At 45.8% G+C, this 16,508-nt stretch carries 29 protein-coding genes; all 29 read right to left on the bottom strand.

Going from position 1 to position 16,508, the window contains the following annotated elements; all coding sequences use genetic code 11:
* Window positions 1-7: 7 nt before the first annotated feature.
* Window positions 8-628, bottom strand: coding sequence for a 30S ribosomal protein S4 (gene rpsD / locus K5Q92_RS17725; protein WP_220770221.1), 621 nt, complete (start codon window positions 626-628; stop codon window positions 8-10).
* Window positions 629-663: 35 nt separating this feature from the next.
* Window positions 664-1,056, bottom strand: coding sequence for a 30S ribosomal protein S11 (gene rpsK, locus K5Q92_RS17720; RefSeq protein WP_012144629.1), 393 nt, complete (start codon window positions 1,054-1,056; stop codon window positions 664-666).
* 14 nt (window positions 1,057-1,070) lie between these two features.
* Window positions 1,071-1,427 (bottom strand): 30S ribosomal protein S13, encoded by a 357-nt coding sequence (rpsM, locus tag K5Q92_RS17715; protein WP_028767960.1) that lies wholly within the window; start codon window positions 1,425-1,427, stop codon window positions 1,071-1,073.
* Between the two features lie 111 nt (window positions 1,428-1,538).
* Window positions 1,539-1,652, bottom strand: a complete 114-nt coding sequence (gene rpmJ / locus K5Q92_RS17710) for a 50S ribosomal protein L36 (RefSeq protein WP_006083579.1) — start codon at window positions 1,650-1,652, stop codon at window positions 1,539-1,541.
* Between the two features lie 23 nt (window positions 1,653-1,675).
* A complete protein-coding gene (gene secY, locus K5Q92_RS17705) occupies window positions 1,676-3,016 on the bottom strand; it encodes a preprotein translocase subunit SecY (RefSeq protein WP_012279168.1) in 1,341 nt (446 codons plus the stop codon).
* Between the two features lie 7 nt (window positions 3,017-3,023).
* Window positions 3,024-3,458 (bottom strand): 50S ribosomal protein L15, encoded by a 435-nt coding sequence (rplO, locus tag K5Q92_RS17700; protein ID WP_028767961.1) that lies wholly within the window; start codon window positions 3,456-3,458, stop codon window positions 3,024-3,026.
* 3 nt (window positions 3,459-3,461) lie between these two features.
* The gene (rpmD, locus tag K5Q92_RS17695; protein ID WP_220770220.1) at window positions 3,462-3,644 is read right to left on the bottom strand and encodes a 50S ribosomal protein L30; all 183 of its coding nucleotides are present in this window, start codon (window positions 3,642-3,644) and stop codon (window positions 3,462-3,464) included.
* 6 nt (window positions 3,645-3,650) lie between these two features.
* The gene (rpsE, locus tag K5Q92_RS17690; protein ID WP_220770219.1) at window positions 3,651-4,157 is read right to left on the bottom strand and encodes a 30S ribosomal protein S5; all 507 of its coding nucleotides are present in this window, start codon (window positions 4,155-4,157) and stop codon (window positions 3,651-3,653) included.
* Between the two features lie 13 nt (window positions 4,158-4,170).
* A complete protein-coding gene (gene rplR, locus K5Q92_RS17685; protein WP_202287025.1) occupies window positions 4,171-4,521 on the bottom strand; it encodes a 50S ribosomal protein L18 in 351 nt (116 codons plus the stop codon).
* A gap of 10 nt (window positions 4,522-4,531) precedes the next feature.
* Window positions 4,532-5,065 (bottom strand): 50S ribosomal protein L6, encoded by a 534-nt coding sequence (rplF, locus tag K5Q92_RS17680; protein ID WP_220770218.1) that lies wholly within the window; start codon window positions 5,063-5,065, stop codon window positions 4,532-4,534.
* Window positions 5,066-5,075: 10 nt separating this feature from the next.
* Window positions 5,076-5,468 (bottom strand): 30S ribosomal protein S8, encoded by a 393-nt coding sequence (gene rpsH / locus K5Q92_RS17675; RefSeq protein WP_220770217.1) that lies wholly within the window; start codon window positions 5,466-5,468, stop codon window positions 5,076-5,078.
* A gap of 24 nt (window positions 5,469-5,492) precedes the next feature.
* The gene (gene rpsN / locus K5Q92_RS17670; protein WP_202723797.1) at window positions 5,493-5,798 is read right to left on the bottom strand and encodes a 30S ribosomal protein S14; all 306 of its coding nucleotides are present in this window, start codon (window positions 5,796-5,798) and stop codon (window positions 5,493-5,495) included.
* A 10-nt stretch (window positions 5,799-5,808) separates the two neighbouring features.
* The gene (rplE, locus tag K5Q92_RS17665; protein WP_202723798.1) at window positions 5,809-6,348 is read right to left on the bottom strand and encodes a 50S ribosomal protein L5; all 540 of its coding nucleotides are present in this window, start codon (window positions 6,346-6,348) and stop codon (window positions 5,809-5,811) included.
* 13 nt (window positions 6,349-6,361) lie between these two features.
* The gene (rplX, locus tag K5Q92_RS17660; protein WP_028767968.1) at window positions 6,362-6,676 is read right to left on the bottom strand and encodes a 50S ribosomal protein L24; all 315 of its coding nucleotides are present in this window, start codon (window positions 6,674-6,676) and stop codon (window positions 6,362-6,364) included.
* An 11-nt stretch (window positions 6,677-6,687) separates the two neighbouring features.
* The gene (gene rplN / locus K5Q92_RS17655) at window positions 6,688-7,056 is read right to left on the bottom strand and encodes a 50S ribosomal protein L14 (protein ID WP_025823474.1); all 369 of its coding nucleotides are present in this window, start codon (window positions 7,054-7,056) and stop codon (window positions 6,688-6,690) included.
* A gap of 180 nt (window positions 7,057-7,236) precedes the next feature.
* Window positions 7,237-7,485, bottom strand: a complete 249-nt coding sequence (gene rpsQ, locus K5Q92_RS17650) for a 30S ribosomal protein S17 (protein ID WP_220770216.1) — start codon at window positions 7,483-7,485, stop codon at window positions 7,237-7,239.
* Window positions 7,485-7,676 (bottom strand): 50S ribosomal protein L29, encoded by a 192-nt coding sequence (rpmC, locus tag K5Q92_RS17645; protein WP_012144642.1) that lies wholly within the window; start codon window positions 7,674-7,676, stop codon window positions 7,485-7,487. The genes rpsQ and rpmC overlap by 1 nt, the downstream gene beginning before the upstream one ends.
* Window positions 7,676-8,086, bottom strand: a complete 411-nt coding sequence (rplP, locus tag K5Q92_RS17640; RefSeq protein ID WP_220739654.1) for a 50S ribosomal protein L16 — start codon at window positions 8,084-8,086, stop codon at window positions 7,676-7,678. Before rplP ends, rpmC begins: the two co-directional genes overlap by 1 nt.
* 11 nt (window positions 8,087-8,097) lie before the next feature.
* Window positions 8,098-8,787, bottom strand: a complete 690-nt coding sequence (gene rpsC / locus K5Q92_RS17635; RefSeq protein WP_202723800.1) for a 30S ribosomal protein S3 — start codon at window positions 8,785-8,787, stop codon at window positions 8,098-8,100.
* Window positions 8,788-8,796: 9 nt separating this feature from the next.
* Window positions 8,797-9,129, bottom strand: coding sequence for a 50S ribosomal protein L22 (gene rplV, locus K5Q92_RS17630; protein WP_012144645.1), 333 nt, complete (start codon window positions 9,127-9,129; stop codon window positions 8,797-8,799).
* 15 nt (window positions 9,130-9,144) lie between these two features.
* Entirely contained in the window at window positions 9,145-9,423 is a 279-nt protein-coding gene (gene rpsS / locus K5Q92_RS17625) for a 30S ribosomal protein S19 (RefSeq protein WP_011863970.1), read from the bottom strand.
* 11 nt (window positions 9,424-9,434) lie between these two features.
* Window positions 9,435-10,262, bottom strand: a complete 828-nt coding sequence (rplB, locus tag K5Q92_RS17620; protein ID WP_220770215.1) for a 50S ribosomal protein L2 — start codon at window positions 10,260-10,262, stop codon at window positions 9,435-9,437.
* 17 nt (window positions 10,263-10,279) lie between these two features.
* Entirely contained in the window at window positions 10,280-10,582 is a 303-nt protein-coding gene (gene rplW, locus K5Q92_RS17615; RefSeq protein ID WP_220770214.1) for a 50S ribosomal protein L23, read from the bottom strand.
* Complete coding sequence (gene rplD, locus K5Q92_RS17610; RefSeq protein ID WP_028767974.1) at window positions 10,579-11,184, bottom strand: 50S ribosomal protein L4; 606 nt, start codon at window positions 11,182-11,184, stop codon at window positions 10,579-10,581. Before rplD ends, rplW begins: the two co-directional genes overlap by 4 nt.
* A gap of 17 nt (window positions 11,185-11,201) precedes the next feature.
* Window positions 11,202-11,840 (bottom strand): 50S ribosomal protein L3, encoded by a 639-nt coding sequence (rplC, locus tag K5Q92_RS17605; RefSeq protein ID WP_220770213.1) that lies wholly within the window; start codon window positions 11,838-11,840, stop codon window positions 11,202-11,204.
* Between the two features lie 27 nt (window positions 11,841-11,867).
* Window positions 11,868-12,179, bottom strand: coding sequence for a 30S ribosomal protein S10 (gene rpsJ, locus K5Q92_RS17600; protein ID WP_005503530.1), 312 nt, complete (start codon window positions 12,177-12,179; stop codon window positions 11,868-11,870).
* 360 nt (window positions 12,180-12,539) lie between these two features.
* Window positions 12,540-13,724, bottom strand: coding sequence for an elongation factor Tu (gene tuf / locus K5Q92_RS17595; RefSeq protein ID WP_220770205.1), 1,185 nt, complete (start codon window positions 13,722-13,724; stop codon window positions 12,540-12,542).
* An 83-nt stretch (window positions 13,725-13,807) separates the two neighbouring features.
* Window positions 13,808-15,904, bottom strand: coding sequence for an elongation factor G (fusA, locus tag K5Q92_RS17590; RefSeq protein WP_220770212.1), 2,097 nt, complete (start codon window positions 15,902-15,904; stop codon window positions 13,808-13,810).
* Between the two features lie 75 nt (window positions 15,905-15,979).
* Window positions 15,980-16,450, bottom strand: coding sequence for a 30S ribosomal protein S7 (rpsG, locus tag K5Q92_RS17585; protein WP_202723806.1), 471 nt, complete (start codon window positions 16,448-16,450; stop codon window positions 15,980-15,982).
* Window positions 16,451-16,508: the final 58 nt, after the last annotated feature.

Below are 16,508 nucleotides of genomic sequence, written 5' to 3'. Positions count from 1 at the left end.
TTTAACCTTACTTAGAGTAAAGTTCGACGATCAGCTGTTCGTTAATATCCGCAGACAAATCACTACGCTCAGGAATACGCTTGAAAGCACCTTCCATCTTAGTGTTGTCAACTTCAACCCATGTTGGCTTTTCGCGTTGAGCCGACACTTCTAAAGCCGCTTTAATACGAGCTTGAGTGCGTGACTTTTCACGAACGCTCACTACATCATTCGCAGACACTTTGAATGATGGAATGTTAACGACGCTACCATTAACCATAATTGACTTATGGCTAACTAGCTGACGTGATTCAGCGCGTGTTGCACCAAAGCCCATGCGATAAACTACGTTATCAAGACGGGTTTCTAAAAGAGTAAGTAGGTTTTCACCAGTGTTACCTTTAGTACGTGCAGCATCTTTGTAGTAGTTACGGAATTGCTTTTCTAGCACACCATAAATACGACGAACTTTTTGTTTCTCGCGTAGCTGAACACCATACTCAGACAAACGGGTCTTACGAGCGCCGTGTTGTCCAGGTGCAGTTTCAAGCTTACACTTCGAATCGATTGCTCTCACTCCGCTCTTTAGGAAAAGGTCAGTACCTTCTCTGCGGGTAAGCTTGAGCTTTGGACCCAAGTATCTTGCCATGTTCTTTCTCCAACTATCCTATTAAAAACGACGAATTAAACGCGACGTTTCTTAGGAGGACGACAACCATTATGAGGGATAGGCGTCACATCGGTAATGTTAGTTATCTTGTAACCAACCGAGTTTAGTGCACGAATCGCTGATTCGCGTCCTGGACCTGGACCCTTCACAAAAACTTCTAGGTTTTTAACACCGTAGTCCTGAGCAGCAACACCTGCACGCTCAGCAGCAACCTGTGCAGCAAATGGGGTAGATTTACGTGAACCACGGAAACCTGAACCACCAGAAGTTGCCCAAGATAGTGCGTTACCTTGACGATCTGTAATGGTAATAATTGTGTTGTTGAAAGACGCATGGATATGCGCCATACCATCAGCAACCTGTTTACGTACACGCTTACGCGGAGAACGTGACGGAACTTTAGCCATTTTGGATTACCCCGTTACTTTCTAATTGGTTTACGTGGACCTTTACGCGTACGCGCATTGGTCTTAGTACGTTGCCCACGAAGGGGAAGGCTACGACGATGGCGAAGGCCACGGTAACAACCAAGGTCCATAAGACGCTTGATGTTCATGGAAACTTCACGACGTAAATCACCTTCTACAATGTAGTTGGCAACTTCTTCGCGTAGACTATCGATTTGAGCTTCGCTCAATTCCTTGATCTTAGCATCTTCAGCAATTGAAGTAGCCGCGCAAATAGCTTGTGCGCGAGTACGACCGATGCCGTAGATAGCAGTCAATGCAATGACTGTATGCTTTTGATCAGGAATGTTAATGCCAGCGATACGGGCCACTATGCACTCCTTAAGTTAAAGGTCATCTGTGAAAAGCCCGGTAGGATACTCGACAGACGACAATTTAGCAAATAATATTTTGACCAGCCCGGACTGGGCTGGTCAATTTTTTTAGCCTTGACGCTGTTTGTGTTTAGGTTCAACACAAATCACACGTACAACGCCACTACGCTTTACGATCTTGCAGTTACGGCAGATCTTCTTCACGGAAGCTCGAACTTTCATTTCAACACTCCGAGATTACTATCTTAGCGACCAAAGCGATCTAAGTTCGCTTTGTTTACTAAGTTAGCTTTCTTCATTACAGACTCATACTGATGAGACATCATATGGGTCTGAACCTGAGCCATGAAGTCCATGATTACGACTACCATAATTAGTAGTGAAGTACCGCCAAAATAGAACTGTACTTTCCACGCAATTAACATGAACTCCGGAATTAAGCAGATAAAGGTAATATATAACGCACCAGCTAGTGTCAGGCGAGTCATAACTTTATCAATGTAACGCGAAGTCTGTTCTCCAGGACGAATCCCGGGAATGAACGCACCACTCTTCTTCAGGTTGTCTGCTGTTTCGCGAGGGTTAAACACCAACGCAGTATAGAAGAAACAGAAGAAAATAATCGCTGTTGCATATAGCAATGAGTACAGCGGTTGTCCTGGTGACACAGCTAGTGAAAAATCACTTAACCATGACATGGACTCATTTTGACCAAACCACTGAGCCAGTGTGCCTGGGAACAAAATGATGCTGGACGCAAAAATAGGCGGGATAACACCAGCCATATTCAGCTTTAGTGGTAAATGAGTGCTCTGCGCTGCAAATACCTTACGGCCTTGCTGACGCTTTGCATAGTTAACAACGATACGACGTTGTCCACGCTCAACGAATACCACAAAATAAGTGACAGCGAAAACAATCACTGCCAGCAACAACAATACTAGTACATTCAAGTCGCCTTGACGCGCCTGCTCGGCCGTTTGACCGATAGCAGATGGCAGACCAGCAACAATACCTGCGAAAATAAGAATCGAGATACCGTTACCTATGCCTCTTTCGGTAATTTGCTCACCTAGCCACATTAGGAACATTGTTCCCGTCACTAAGCTCACTACAGCAACGAAGTAGAAACTGAATCCTAAGTTAACAACTAACCCTGGAACCAAGTTTGGTAAACCTGTTGCGATACCGATTGCCTGGAATGTACCCAGGACCAATGTGCCGTATCGAGTATATTGACTGATCTTCTTTCTTCCTGACTCGCCTTCTTTTTTCAATTCAGCAAGTGCAGGATGAACCACAGTCAACAACTGCATAATAATCGATGCCGAAATATACGGCATGATACCTAATGCAAAGATAGAGGCACGTTCAAGGGCACCACCAGAGAACATGTTAAACATGCCTAGGATGGTCCCCTTTTGCTGATTAAACAGCTCTGCTAGTACAGCAGCGTCAATACCAGGAATTGGTACAAACGAACCGGCTCTAAAGACGATAATTGCACCAATCACGAACAGGAGGCGGGTTTTCAATTCTGATAAACCGCCCTTCGCGCTTTTTAAATCAAGTCCTGGTTTTGCCATCGACGTATTATTCCTCGATCTTGCCACCGGCAGCTTCAATAGCTGCACGTGCACCTTTGGTTACCTTAAGACCTTTTACGGTCACTGGGCGCTCAATGGTACCTGAAAGAACGATTTTAGCAAACTGTATGTTGCGAGTAACTAGATTCGCATCTTTCAGCGCATTTAGGTCGATAACATCACCGTTAACTTTAGCTAGTTCGCCAACGCGAATTTCAGCTGATACCAACGCAGTGCGTGAAGTAAAACCGAACTTAGGTAGACGGATCTTAAGTGGCATTTGACCACCCTCGAAACCTACGCGAACACCGCCGCCAGAACGAGACTTCTGACCTTTGTGACCACGACCTGCAGTTTTACCTAGGCCTGAACCGATACCGCGACCTACACGCTTAGCTGCTGATTTTGCACCTGCAGCTGGTGATAGAGTATTCAATTTCATTGATTAATCCTCCACCTTTACCATGTAGTAAACCTTGTTAATCATACCGCGAACTGAAGGAGTATCTTCTAGTTCAACAGTGTGATTAATGCGGCGTAGACCTAGACCAGTCAAAGTCGCACGGTGCTTTGGTAAGCGACCGATTGAACTCTTGGTCTGAGTTACTTTAAGTGTTTTAGTAGCCATGGTGCATTAACCTCGAATTTCATCAACATTCAGGCCACGCTTAGCTGCGATTTGTGATGGTGACTTCATGTTCACCAACGCATCTACAGTTGCGCGTACGATGTTGATCGGGTTAGTAGAACCGTATGCTTTTGACAGAACGTTATGAACGCCTGCTACTTCCAATACGGCACGCATTGCGCCACCGGCAATAATACCGGTACCGTCAGAGGCTGGCTGCATGTAAACACGAGAACCAGTGTGACGACCCTTTACAGGGTGGTGCAAAGTACCATTGCTCAATTCTACAGAAACAATGTTACGGCGAGCCTTTTCCATTGCTTTCTGAATTGCTGCTGGTACTTCACGCGCTTTACCATAGCCATAGCCAACTTTACCGTTACCATCACCCACTACTGTTAGTGCAGTGAAGCTAAAGATACGTCCGCCTTTAACTACTTTAGAAACACGATTTACTGCAACTAATTTCTCTTGCAGATCGTCTTTTTGCTGTTGAGCTTCAAATTTAGCCATTTTTCATCATTCCTTAGAACTTGAGGCCAGCTTCACGAGCAGCGTCTGCTAATGCAGCAACGCGGCCGTGATACTTGAAGCCGGAACGATCGAATGCAACTACAGCTACGCCTTTTTCGATAGCGCGCTCAGCAACGGTTTTACCCACTACTTTAGCTGCATCTACGTTACCTGTGTACTTTAGCTGCTCTGATACCGCTTTTTCAGCAGTAGAAGCTGCCGCCAACACTACGTTTTCAGGACTAATTACCTGAGCGTAAGTGTGACGTGGTGTACGATGTACAACCAGACGGTTAACGCCCAGCTCTTGGATCTTCTTACGGGCGCGTAGTGCGCGGCGTAAGCGAGATGTTTTCTTATCCATATCGCGTTACCTACTTCTTCTTAGCCTCTTTACGGCGTACTTGTTCATCAGCATAGCGAACACCTTTACCTTTGTAAGGCTCTGGTGGACGGTAGCCACGAATCTCAGCAGCAACCTGACCAATTAACTGCTTATCAGTACCCTTAAGTACGATTTCAGTTTGGCTAGGACATTCTGCTGTTACGCCAGCGGGTAGTTCGTGTACTAAAGGATGTGAGAAACCTAAAGTCAAATCAACGCCGTTACCAGCAACTTTTGCACGGTAACCAACACCAATTAACTGAAGCTTCTTCTCAAAGCCTTCTGATACACCGATAACCATATTGTTTACTAGTGCGCGAGCTGTACCAGCTTGAGCCCAAGCGTTAACAACGCCTTCAACTGGACCAAACTTGATTTCGCTGCCTTCAACAACAAGACTAACCGCATTGTTAATAACTCGAGTCAAACTACCTTTAGCACCTTTTACGGTGATAGTTTGTTCGTTTAAAGTCACTTCTACGCCTGCAGGGATAGCGACTGGTGCTTTTGCGACACGAGACATTGCTAGCTCCTTATGCTACGTAGCAGATAACTTCCCCACCCATGCCATTTTGGCGGGCAGTACGATCAGTCATCAAACCTTTAGAAGTGGACACAATTGCGATACCCAGACCGCCCATAACCTTAGGAAGTTCGTTTTTACCTTTGTAAATACGAAGACCTGGACGGCTAACGCGCTGGATAGTCTCAACGACTGGTTGCCCTTGGAAATACTTAAGAGTAATTTCCAACTCAGGCTTGGCTTCATCTGCTACGGCGTAGTCAGTGATATAACCTTCTTCTTTAAGCATTTTCGCGATAGCGATTTTTAGCTTAGCAGACGGCATCTTCACAGATACGTGTTTAGCAGCTTGGCCGTTACGAATACGTGTTAACATATCCGCAATAGGATCTTGCATGCTCATATTAGCTTACTCCGTGACAAGTGCTTACCAGCTGGCCTTGCGAAGACCAGGAACTTCACCGCGCATAGTTGCTTCACGTAACTTGATACGGCTAAGGCCGAACTTACGTAGGAAACCATGTGGGCGACCAGTTTGACTACAACGATTACGCTGACGCGCTGCGCTAGAGTCACGTGGTAGAGCTTGTAACTTAAGTACTGCATCCCAACGATCTTCGTCAGAAGAAGCTGGACTGCTAATGATAGCTTTAAGTGCAGCGCGCTTTTCAGCGAACTTAGCCACGAGCTGTGCACGTTTTGCTTCACGTGCTTTCATTGAACTTTTTGCCATTACGCTACCCTTATTTCTTGAATGGGAAGTTAAAGCCTTCGAGCAGAGCTCGGCCTTCTTCGTCATTCTTCGCAGTAGTAGTGATTACGATATCCATACCGCGGATCTTATCGATTTTATCGTATTGGATCTCTGGGAAGATAATCTGCTCACGTACGCCCATCGCATAGTTACCACGGCCGTCGAACGACTTAGCGCTCAAACCACGGAAGTCACGAATACGAGGGATCGCGATATCAACTAAACGCTCTAAGAATTCCCACATACGCTCACCGCGCAGTGTAACCTTACAGCCGATTGGGTAGCCTTCACGGATTTTGAAACCAGCAACTGACTTACGAGCTACAGTCACTACTGGCTTTTGACCAGCGATAGCAGTCATGTCACGAAGCGCGTGCTCCATAACTTTCTTATCTGCTACTGCTTCGCCAACACCCATATTAAGGGTGATCTTTTCAATCCGAGGGACTTGCATGACACTGGTAAAACCGAACTTTTTAGCAAGTTCAGGACTAACAGTCTCTTTGTATTTATCATGCAGTTTCGCCATCGTTTACTCCAAATTACTTAACGAGTTCACTGTTCGACTTAAAGAAACGGACTTTTTTACCGTCTTCAAATCGGAAACCAACGCGATCTGCTTTGCCAGTGGCAGAGTTGAAAATCGCTACGTTTGATGCTTGTAAAGGTGCTTCTTGCTCAACAATACCGCCAGCTACGCCCAATTGTGGGTTTGGCTTTTGGTGCTTCTTAACAAGGTTGATACCTTCAACAATTAATTTACCAGTTGGTAGAACTTGAGAAACCTTACCGCGTTTACCCTTGTCTTTACCTGCTAGTACAATTACTTCGTCTTGACGACGTATTTTAGCTGCCATTTTGAAGCTCCTTACAGTACTTCTGGTGCCAATGAGACAATCTTCATAAACTGCTCTGTACGCAATTCACGTGTCACTGGTCCAAAGATACGAGTACCAATCGGTGCAAGGTTTGCGTTTAGCAATACCGCTGCATTCCGATCGAAGCGAATGACAGAACCGTCTGGACGACGTACGCCTTTCTTAGTACGGACTACCACCGCGTTATATACATCACCTTTCTTCGCTTTACCGCGAGGAATAGCTTCTTTAACAGAAACCTTGATGATGTCGCCGATACCGGCATAACGACGATGAGAGCCACCCAAGACCTTAATACACTGAACTCTACGAGCGCCACTGTTACAGGCGACTTCTAGAGTCGATTGCATTTGGATCATTTTAAGTGCTCCGCTATCGTTACTTCACATTCCCACTATGGGGCTACATTTTACCCTATTTCCGACTTTAATTTAGTCAAAAATGGCGCGCAAGTGTAACACCTAAAAACAGGAATAGATAGTACTAAAAATATAAACGGCTCCAATTTCTGGAGCCGCTTAACTAAATACCTAAAAAACTTAGGCTTTTGTTACTACTTCAACCAGAGTCCAAGACTTAGTCTTAGACAGCGGACGGCATTCGCGAATAGTCACGATATCGCCAGCATTACACTGATTTTGTTCGTCATGAGCATGGATCTTAGTAGTACGCTTGATAAACTTACCGTATAAAGGGTGTTTTACCTTACGTTCAATAGCTACAGTGATAGACTTGTCCATCTTGTCGCTAAGTACTCGACCTTGCAAAGTACGGATATTATCAGACATTATGCACCCGCCTTAGAAGTAATAATGGTCTTAACGCGCGCAATGTTGCGACGCACGATTTTAAGCTGATGAGTCTGAGTCAACTGACCAGTGGCGTGTTGCATACGCAGATTAAACTGCTCACGCAGCAGACCAAGCAGTTCAGCGTTCAATTCTTCAACGCTCTTTTCTGTTAGTTCGCTCGCTTTCATTACATCACCGTCTTAGTTACGAAGGTAGTCTTTAGAGGTAGTTTAGCTGCAGCTAGGGCGAAAGCTTCACGAGCTAACTCCTCAGATACACCGTTCATCTCATAAAGAACCTTACCTGGTTGAATCTGGCAAACCCAGTATTCAACGTTACCCTTACCTTTACCCATACGCACTTCAAGAGGCTTAGAAGTAATTGGCTTGTCAGGGAATACGCGGATCCAGATCTGACCTTGACGTTTAATGTGACGTGTCATAGCACGACGCGCAGCTTCGATTTGACGAGCAGTTAGACGACCACGTCCAACAGCTTTCAAACCGAATTCACCGAAGCTAACTTCAGTGCCGTTCGCTAGACCGCGGTTGCGGCCCTTGAACATTTTGCGAAACTTCATTCTTTTTGGTTGCAGCATTGCCAGCTCTCCTATTTACCGCGAGGCTTACGCTTCGGCTGCTGTTTCGGCTCTTCGTGCTGAGGTAGAACGCCGTCTAGAACTTCGCCTTTGAAGACCCAAACTTTAACGCCAATCACACCGTATTGAGTGTGACTCTCAGAAGTAGAATAGTCGATATCAGCACGCAGTGTATGCAAAGGTACACGACCTTCACGATACCACTCTGAACGCGCAATCTCAGCGCCGCCTAGACGGCCGCTCACTTCAACTTTGATACCCTTAGCACCAAGACGCATTGCGTTTTGAACTGCGCGCTTCATAGCACGACGGAACATAACACGACGCTCTAGTTGCGAAGCGATGCCATCGGCAACAAGCTTAGCATCTAGCTCTGGCTTACGGATTTCAGCGATGTTGATTTGAGCTGGAATACCAGTCAGCTTTGCAACTGCGTTGCGTAGCTTTTCAACGTCTTCACCTTTCTTACCAATCACAACACCTGGACGGGCAGTGTGAATAGTAACGCGAACACTCTTAGCTGGACGCTCGATAACAATCTTAGAAACTGATGCTTGCTTAAGTTTCTGTTCTAGAAACTTACGCACTTCCCAGTCACTGCTCAAGTTATTGGCATAGTCTGACTTGTCAGCGTACCAGGTCGAGATCCAAGGCTTAGTGATACCCAGACGGATACCATTAGGATGTACTTTCTGTCCCATTGCTAACTCCTAGCGATCTGATACAACCACAGTAATGTGGCTGGTACGCTTGATTATGCGATCAGCACGGCCTTTAGCACGTGGCATGATACGCTTCATAGTTGGACCTTCATCGATCATAATCGCTCCAACTCTTAGTTCGTCAATGTCAGCACCTTCGTTGTGCTCAGCATTAGCGATTGCAGAGTCCAGTACTTTCTTAACAAGTACTGCAGCCTTTTTAGGGCTGAAAGTTAGAATTTCGAGAGCCTTAGCAACAGGCAGTCCACGGATTTGATCTGCAACCAAACGACACTTTTGAGGCGACGTACGGGCAAAACGATGTTTAGCTAAAACTTCCATCTTATGTCTCCCGTATTAACGCTTCTTCGCTTTCTTATCTGCAGCATGGCCGCGATAAGTGCGAGTTGGTGAAAATTCACCAAGCTTGTGGCCGATCATTTCGTCAGTTACGAACACAGGTACGTGCTGACGACCATTATGGACAGCGATGGTCATTCCAATCATGTTAGGAATGATCATAGAGCGGCGAGACCAAGTCTTGATAGGCTTCTTGTCTCCAGCTTCCATCGCTTTCTCTACCTTCTTCAGCAAGTGTAGGTCAATGAATGGACCTTTCTTGAGAGAACGTGGCATGGCGAATCCTCTTACTTTTTATTGCGACGACGTACAATGTACTTGTCGGTGCGTTTGTTACTACGAGTCTTATAACCCTTAGTTGGCATACCCCAAGGTGATACAGGATGACGGCCACCAGAAGTACGGCCTTCACCACCACCATGTGGGTGATCTACTGGGTTCATTGCAACACCACGAACTGTTGGGCGTACGCCTCTCCAGCGCTTAGCACCTGCTTTACCTAACTGGCGTAGCATATGCTCGGCATTACCAACTTCACCCAATGTCGCGCGGCAATCAACCGGCACTTTACGCATTTCGCCAGAGCGAAGACGTAGAGTGGCGTATTCGCCGTCACGAGCAATAACTTGTACATAAGCACCAGCTGAACGCGCGATCTGAGCACCTTTACCAGGCTTCATTTCGACTGCGTGCACTACGCTACCCACAGGGATGTTACGTAGAGGCAATGCGTTACCGCTCTTGATCTCTGCATCGATACCAGACTGGATCTTATCACCAGCTTGCATGCCTTTAGCAGCAAGGATATAACGACGCTCACCGTCAGCGTATAGTACCAATGCGATGTTAGCAGTACGGTTTGGATCATATTCCAAACGCTCAACCTTCGCAGGGATACCGTCTTTGTTACGCTTAAAGTCGATTAGACGATAATGTTGCTTATGACCACCACCAACGTGGCGGACAGTGATACGACCAGTATTGTTACGGCCACCACTTTTTGATTTTTTCGCCAACAGGCCTGCAAAAGGTTTACCTTTATGCAAATCGCTGTTCACCACTTTAACTACGTGGCGACGACCTGGAGAGGTTGGCTTACACTTAATAACTGCCATGATAATTCTCCTAATGCTTACTCAGCGCCGCCGACGAAATCGATGTCAGCACCAGCAGCTAAGGTAACGTAAGCTTTTTTCCAATCGCTACGACGGCCAGTACGGGCACCGTGACGCTTAGTTTTGCCTTTGTTAACCAAAGTACGAACTGTATCAACTTCAACTTCAAATAGCTGTGCTACTGCAGCTTTAATTTCAGCTTTAGTTGCATCGATAGCTACACGGAAAACTACCGTGTTGTTATTCTCTGCATTCACAGTGCTCTTTTCAGAGATGTGTGGTGCAAGAATAACTTTTAGCAAACGTTCTTGGCTTATCATCCCAGCATCTCCTCGATTTGCTTAATAGCTTCAGCAGTAACAAGTACTTTGTTGAAAGCGATTAGACTTACTGGGTCGATACCAGCAACGTCACGTACGTCAACTTTGTACAGGTTGCGAGCAGCTAAGAACAAGTTCTCGTCAACTTCTGGAGTAACAATCAATACGTCTTCTAGTTGCATTTCGTTTAGTTTAGCTTTCAGCTCTTTAGTTTTAGGAGCTTCAACACCAAATGACTCAACAACAACAAGACGGTCTTGACGTACCAATTCAGAGAAAATGCTTTTCAGCGCTCCGCGGTACATCTTCTTGTTAACTTTTTGGCTGTGATCTTGTGTTTTAGCAGCGAATGTTACGCCACCGCCACGCCAGATTGGGCCTTTAACAGTACCAGCACGTGCACGGCCAGTACCTTTTTGGCGCCATGGCTTCTTGCCAGAGCCAGTTACTTCTGCGCGAGTCTTTTGAGCACGAGTGCCCTGACGCGCGTTTGCAGCGTAAGCTACAACTACCTGATGAACCAGTGCTTCATTAAAGTCACGGCCAAAGGTAGCTTCGGAAACTTCAAGAGCACTCTGTGCGTCTTTCAATACCAATTCCATTACTATCTCCTCAGACCTTAAGCTTTAACAGCTGGTTTGATGATCAGGTCGCCATTAGTAGCGCCTGGAACTGCACCCTTAACCAATAGCAGGTTACGTTCAGCATCTACACGTACAACGTCTAGATTTTGAGTAGTAACGCGCTCTGCACCCATGTGGCCAGACATTTTCTTACCTTTGAAAACGCGACCAGGTGTTTGGTTTTGACCAATAGAACCGTTAGCTCTATGTGCCAGTGAGTTACCGTGTGTTGCATCTTGAGTACGGAAATTCCAACGCTTAATACCGCCTTGGAAGCCCTTACCTTTTGATTGACCAGTAACATCAACTTTCGCTACGTCAGCGAAGATATCTACATTAAGCTCAGCACCAACTTCGATGCCCTCGCCTTCACCATCTGCCAAACGCATTTCCCACAAACCGCGACCAGCTTCAACGCCAGCCTTAGCAAAGTGACCTGCTTCTGGTTTAGTGATGCGATTAGCTTTTTTGGTACCAGTAGTAACTTGAAGTGCACGGTAACCATCTGTATCCAAAGTTCTCACTTGGGTTACGCGGTTAGCAGCAATTTCAATTACTGTTACAGGTACCGACGCGCCATCTTCATTGAAGATGCGAGTCATACCTACTTTACGACCGATAAGACCGATAGCCATCTCTCAAACCTCTTCTAAGGATCTCAATTAACCCAAGCTAATCTGAACGTCAACACCAGCCGCAAGATCTAAACGCATAAGTGCGTCTACAGTCTTCTCAGTCGGCTCTACGATGTCAACAAGACGCTTGTGAGTACGTAGTTCGTACTGATCACGTGCATCTTTATTAACGTGTGGAGAAGTCAAAATGGTATAACGTTCTTTACGCGTTGGTAGTGGAATTGGACCACGAACCTGCGCGCCGGTACGCTTAGCAGTTTCAACGATTTCCGCAGTAGACTGATCAATCAAACGATGATCAAATCCTTTCAAGCGGATACGGATTCTTTGGTTCTGCATTGACCAGAGCTCCTAAAATGTACACAAAAAAATCACCCTCTAGCTGTTTCCCTATAGAAAATAGCAGAGTGAAATGATTTAGCCGTTCGACTCACAATCGGAGTCGCTGTTTTTTTTACGTCAAACCCGAAGGCAGACCAATTAAATCGCCTAATGGTTAAGGCGAGGGGTTATTATACTGATTTCAACTCTGAGATCAACCCCATTGTTTGAAATACCGTCAAATTGACTGGCTTTCACAAAGTGGCGTCATTATACACAGTCCGATCGGGATTGCTAGCCCCCAGCCCACTTTTGTTTAGGCAATAAAAAAGGCAGCCTAAGCTGCCCTTTTCAATATTGAGTTAAGACTCGTTGCTATTAAGCAATGATCTTAGCTACAACACCAGCACCAACTGTACGGCCACCTTCACGGATAGCGAAACGTAGACCTTCGTCCATCGCGATTGGGCAGATTAGAGTAACAACCATCTTGATGTTGTCACCAGGCATAACCATTTCTACGCCTTCTGGTAGTTCGATAGTACCAGTTACGTCAGTTGTACGGAAGTAGAACTGTGGACGGTAGCCTTTGAAGAATGGAGTGTGACGTCCACCTTCTTCTTTTGAAAGAACGTATACTTCTGATTCAAAAGTAGTGTGTGGGTTGATTGAACCTGGAGCAGCAAGTACTTGACCACGCTCAACTTCATCACGCTTAGTACCACGTAGTAGTACACCACAGTTCTCACCTGCACGACCTTCGTCAAGCAGCTTACGGAACATTTCAACACCAGTACAAGTAGTCTTAGTAGTATCTTTGATACCAACGATTTCTACTTCTTCACCAACTTTGATGATACCGCGCTCAACACGACCTGTTACTACTGTACCACGGCCTGAGATTGAGAATACGTCTTCGATTGGTAGAATGAAAGCACCATCGATAGCACGCTCTGGCTCTGGAATGTAAGTGTCTAGAGCTTCAGCTAGTTCTAGGATCTTAGCTTCCCACTCTGGCTCGCCTTCAAGAGCTTTAAGAGCAGAACCTTGGATAACTGGTAGGTCATCACCTGGGAATTCGTACTCAGATAGAAGTTCACGAACTTCCATTTCTACTAGTTCTAGTAGTTCTTCATCGTCAACCATGTCACATTTGTTCATGAATACGATGATGAATGGAACACCAACCTGACGTGAAAGTAGGATGTGCTCACGAGTTTGTGGCATTGGGCCGTCTGTAGAAGCTACTACTAGGATTGCGCCGTCCATCTGTGCAGCACCAGTGATCATGTTCTTAACATAATCCGCGTGACCTGGACAGTCTACGTGTGCGTAGTGACGAGTTGGAGTGTCATATTCGATGTGAGAAGTATTAATTGTAATACCGCGCTCACGCTCTTCTGGAGCGTTATCGATCTGAGCGAAATCACGCTTAGTACCGCCGTATGCCTTCGTTAATACAGAAGAGATAGCTGCAGTTAGAGTAGTTTTACCATGGTCAACGTGTCCGATAGTACCAACGTTAACGTGCGGTTTTACGCGTTCAAATTTTTCTTTAGCCACGATATATTCCTTTCTTTTCAGAAAATGCTCGGCTCAAAACCGAGCAATAGCAATTAAGTATATCAACAATAGAGCGAAACTGTTTAGCCTCTAGCCTCTATTATTGCTTTAGTAACATTTTGCGGTGCATCAGCATACTTCAAAAACTCCATGGAGTAAGAAGCACGCCCCTGAGTTGCACTACGCAAATCGGTTGCATAACCGAACATTTCAGATAACGGTACTGTTGCATGAACAAGTTTAATACCTGCGATACCATCATCCATACCTTCAATAAGGCCACGACGACGGTTCAAGTCACCCACAACATCTCCCATATAATCTTCAGGGGTTGTTACTTCGACTTTCATACATGGTTCAAGCAAAGAAGGATCTGCTTCTAGTGCGCCCTTCTTGAAGCCGATAGAACCAGCCACTTTAAAGGCCATTTCGTTCGAGTCCACATCATGATATGAACCATCGTACAAAGTGACTTTTACGTCAAGAACTGGGAAGCCAGCTAATACGCCGTTCTTCATCTGCTCTTGAATACCCTTATCAACTGCTGGGATGTATTCCTTCGGAACAACACCACCAACGATTTCGTTGACGAATTCGTAACCGAAACCTTCTTCTTGAGGCTCCAGCTTTAACCAAACGTGACCGAATTGACCTCGACCACCCGATTGGCGTACAAACTTACCTTCGACTTCCACAGCTTTGCGGATAGTCTCACGATATGCAACTTGTGGTTTACCTACATTACACTCAACACCAAACTCGCGACGCATACGGTCAACGATGATGTCTAAGTGTAGCTCACCCATACCAGAAATCAGTGTTTGACCCGACTCTTCATCAGTTTCAACACGGAATGATGGATCTTCCGCTGCAAGCTTTTGCAACGCTATCCCCATCTTATCTTGGTCAGCCTTTGTTCTTGGCTCAACGGCGATAGTAATTACAGGCTCTGGGAATTCCATGCGCTCTAGAATTACTTTATGGTCTGAATCACACAGAGTATCGCCAGTAGTCACATCTTTAAGACCAATTAGAGCAGCGATGTCGCCAGCGCGTACTTCCTTAATCTCTTGACGATCATTAGCGTGCATCTGCACCATACGACCAATACGCTCACGCTTTTGCTTAACAGAGTTATAAACGCCTGCACCTGTTTCCAGTACACCTGAATAAACACGTATAAAGGTTAAGGTACCTACGAATGGGTCTGTCGCAATCTTAAATGCCAATGCAGCGAATGGAGCATTGTCGTCAGCTTGACGCTCAGTCTCTTCTTCGTTTTCATCGATGCCCTTAATAGCAGGAACTTCGACTGGTGATGGTAGAAAATCTACCACAGCATCGAGAACCGCTTGTACACCCTTGTTCTTAAATGCAGAACCACAGGTTGCCAATACGATTTCGTTATTTAAGGTACGCTGACGTAGTGCCTTCTTGATCTCGTCCTCTGAAAGTTCCCCATCTTCTAGGTACTTTTCCATCAGCTCTTCTGTAGCTTCAGCAGCACTCTCTACCAAATATTCACGCATTTCTGCGGCTTTATCGGTTAGGTGCTCTGGAATGGCTTCATAAGTGAAAGTCATGCCCTGATCATCTTCAGACCAGTTAATTGCTTTCATCTTGATCAAATCGACGACGCCCTTGAAGTCTTCTTCTGCACCAATATTCATTTGAATCGGTACACAAGTAGCGCCAAGGCGGTTGCGGATCTGTTCAACGACACGATCAAAGTTTGCACCTGCGCGGTCCATCTTATTGACGAACACTAAGCGCGGCACACGATACTTATCAGCCTGACGCCAAACAGTCTCAGATTGAGGTTCTACCCCAGATGAGCCACAGAAAACAACGACTGCACCATCCAGTACTCGCAAAGAACGTTCTACTTCAATAGTGAAGTCAACGTGGCCTGGAGTATCGATGATGTTAATGCGGTGTTCAGTGAACTGCGCATCCATTCCGCGCCAGAAAGTAGTCGTTGCGGCTGAGGTGATGGTAATCCCACGCTCCTGCTCCTGTTCCATCCAGTCCATGGTAGCAGCGCCATCATGAACTTCACCGATCTTATGAGACATACCGGTATAGAACAGAACACGTTCAGTAGTAGTGGTTTTACCAGCGTCAACATGAGCACAGATACCGATATTACGGTAGCGCTCAATTGGAGTTGTACGAGCCACGATTTATACCCTCTTAGCTAAAACCTGAGTGTTAGCAATGCAAGTAAGGCGTGGGCAAAAGCCCACGCCAAGATATTACCAGCGGTAATGAGCAAACGCTTTGTTTGCCTCTGCCATACGATGCACGTCTTCGCGCTTCTTAACAGCAGTACCTTTGTTTTCAGATGCGTCTAACATTTCACCTGCTAGACGTAGAGCCATAGATTTTTCACCACGCTTACGTGCAGCTTCAACTAACCAGCGCATCGCTAGTGCGTTACGACGCACTGGACGAACTTCACATGGTACCTGGTAAGTAGAACCACCAACACGACGAGACTTAACCTCGACTGATGGACGTACGTTGTCCAGGGCTGCTTCAAGGATTACTAGTTGATCTTCGCCTTTCTTTTCAGCTGCAGTATCTAGTGCCTTGTAAATAATTTTTTCAGCAGTCGACTTTTTGCCGTCCTGCATAATGACGTTGATGAACTTAGCCAGCAACTCACTGTTGAACTTTGGATCTGGTAGGATTTTACGTTGTCCTACAACGCGACGTCTTGGCATAACAATTTCTCCGTATGCTTCAGGGACCCCAAAACTGGAATCTCGATTATCTCTAGCT

This window comes from Shewanella sp. MBTL60-007 (assembly GCF_019654915.1).
Classification (GTDB): domain Bacteria; phylum Pseudomonadota; class Gammaproteobacteria; order Enterobacterales; family Shewanellaceae; genus Shewanella.
Note: the sequence above shows the minus strand (reverse complement) of the source record. Positions and strands in the feature narration are given on the sequence as shown.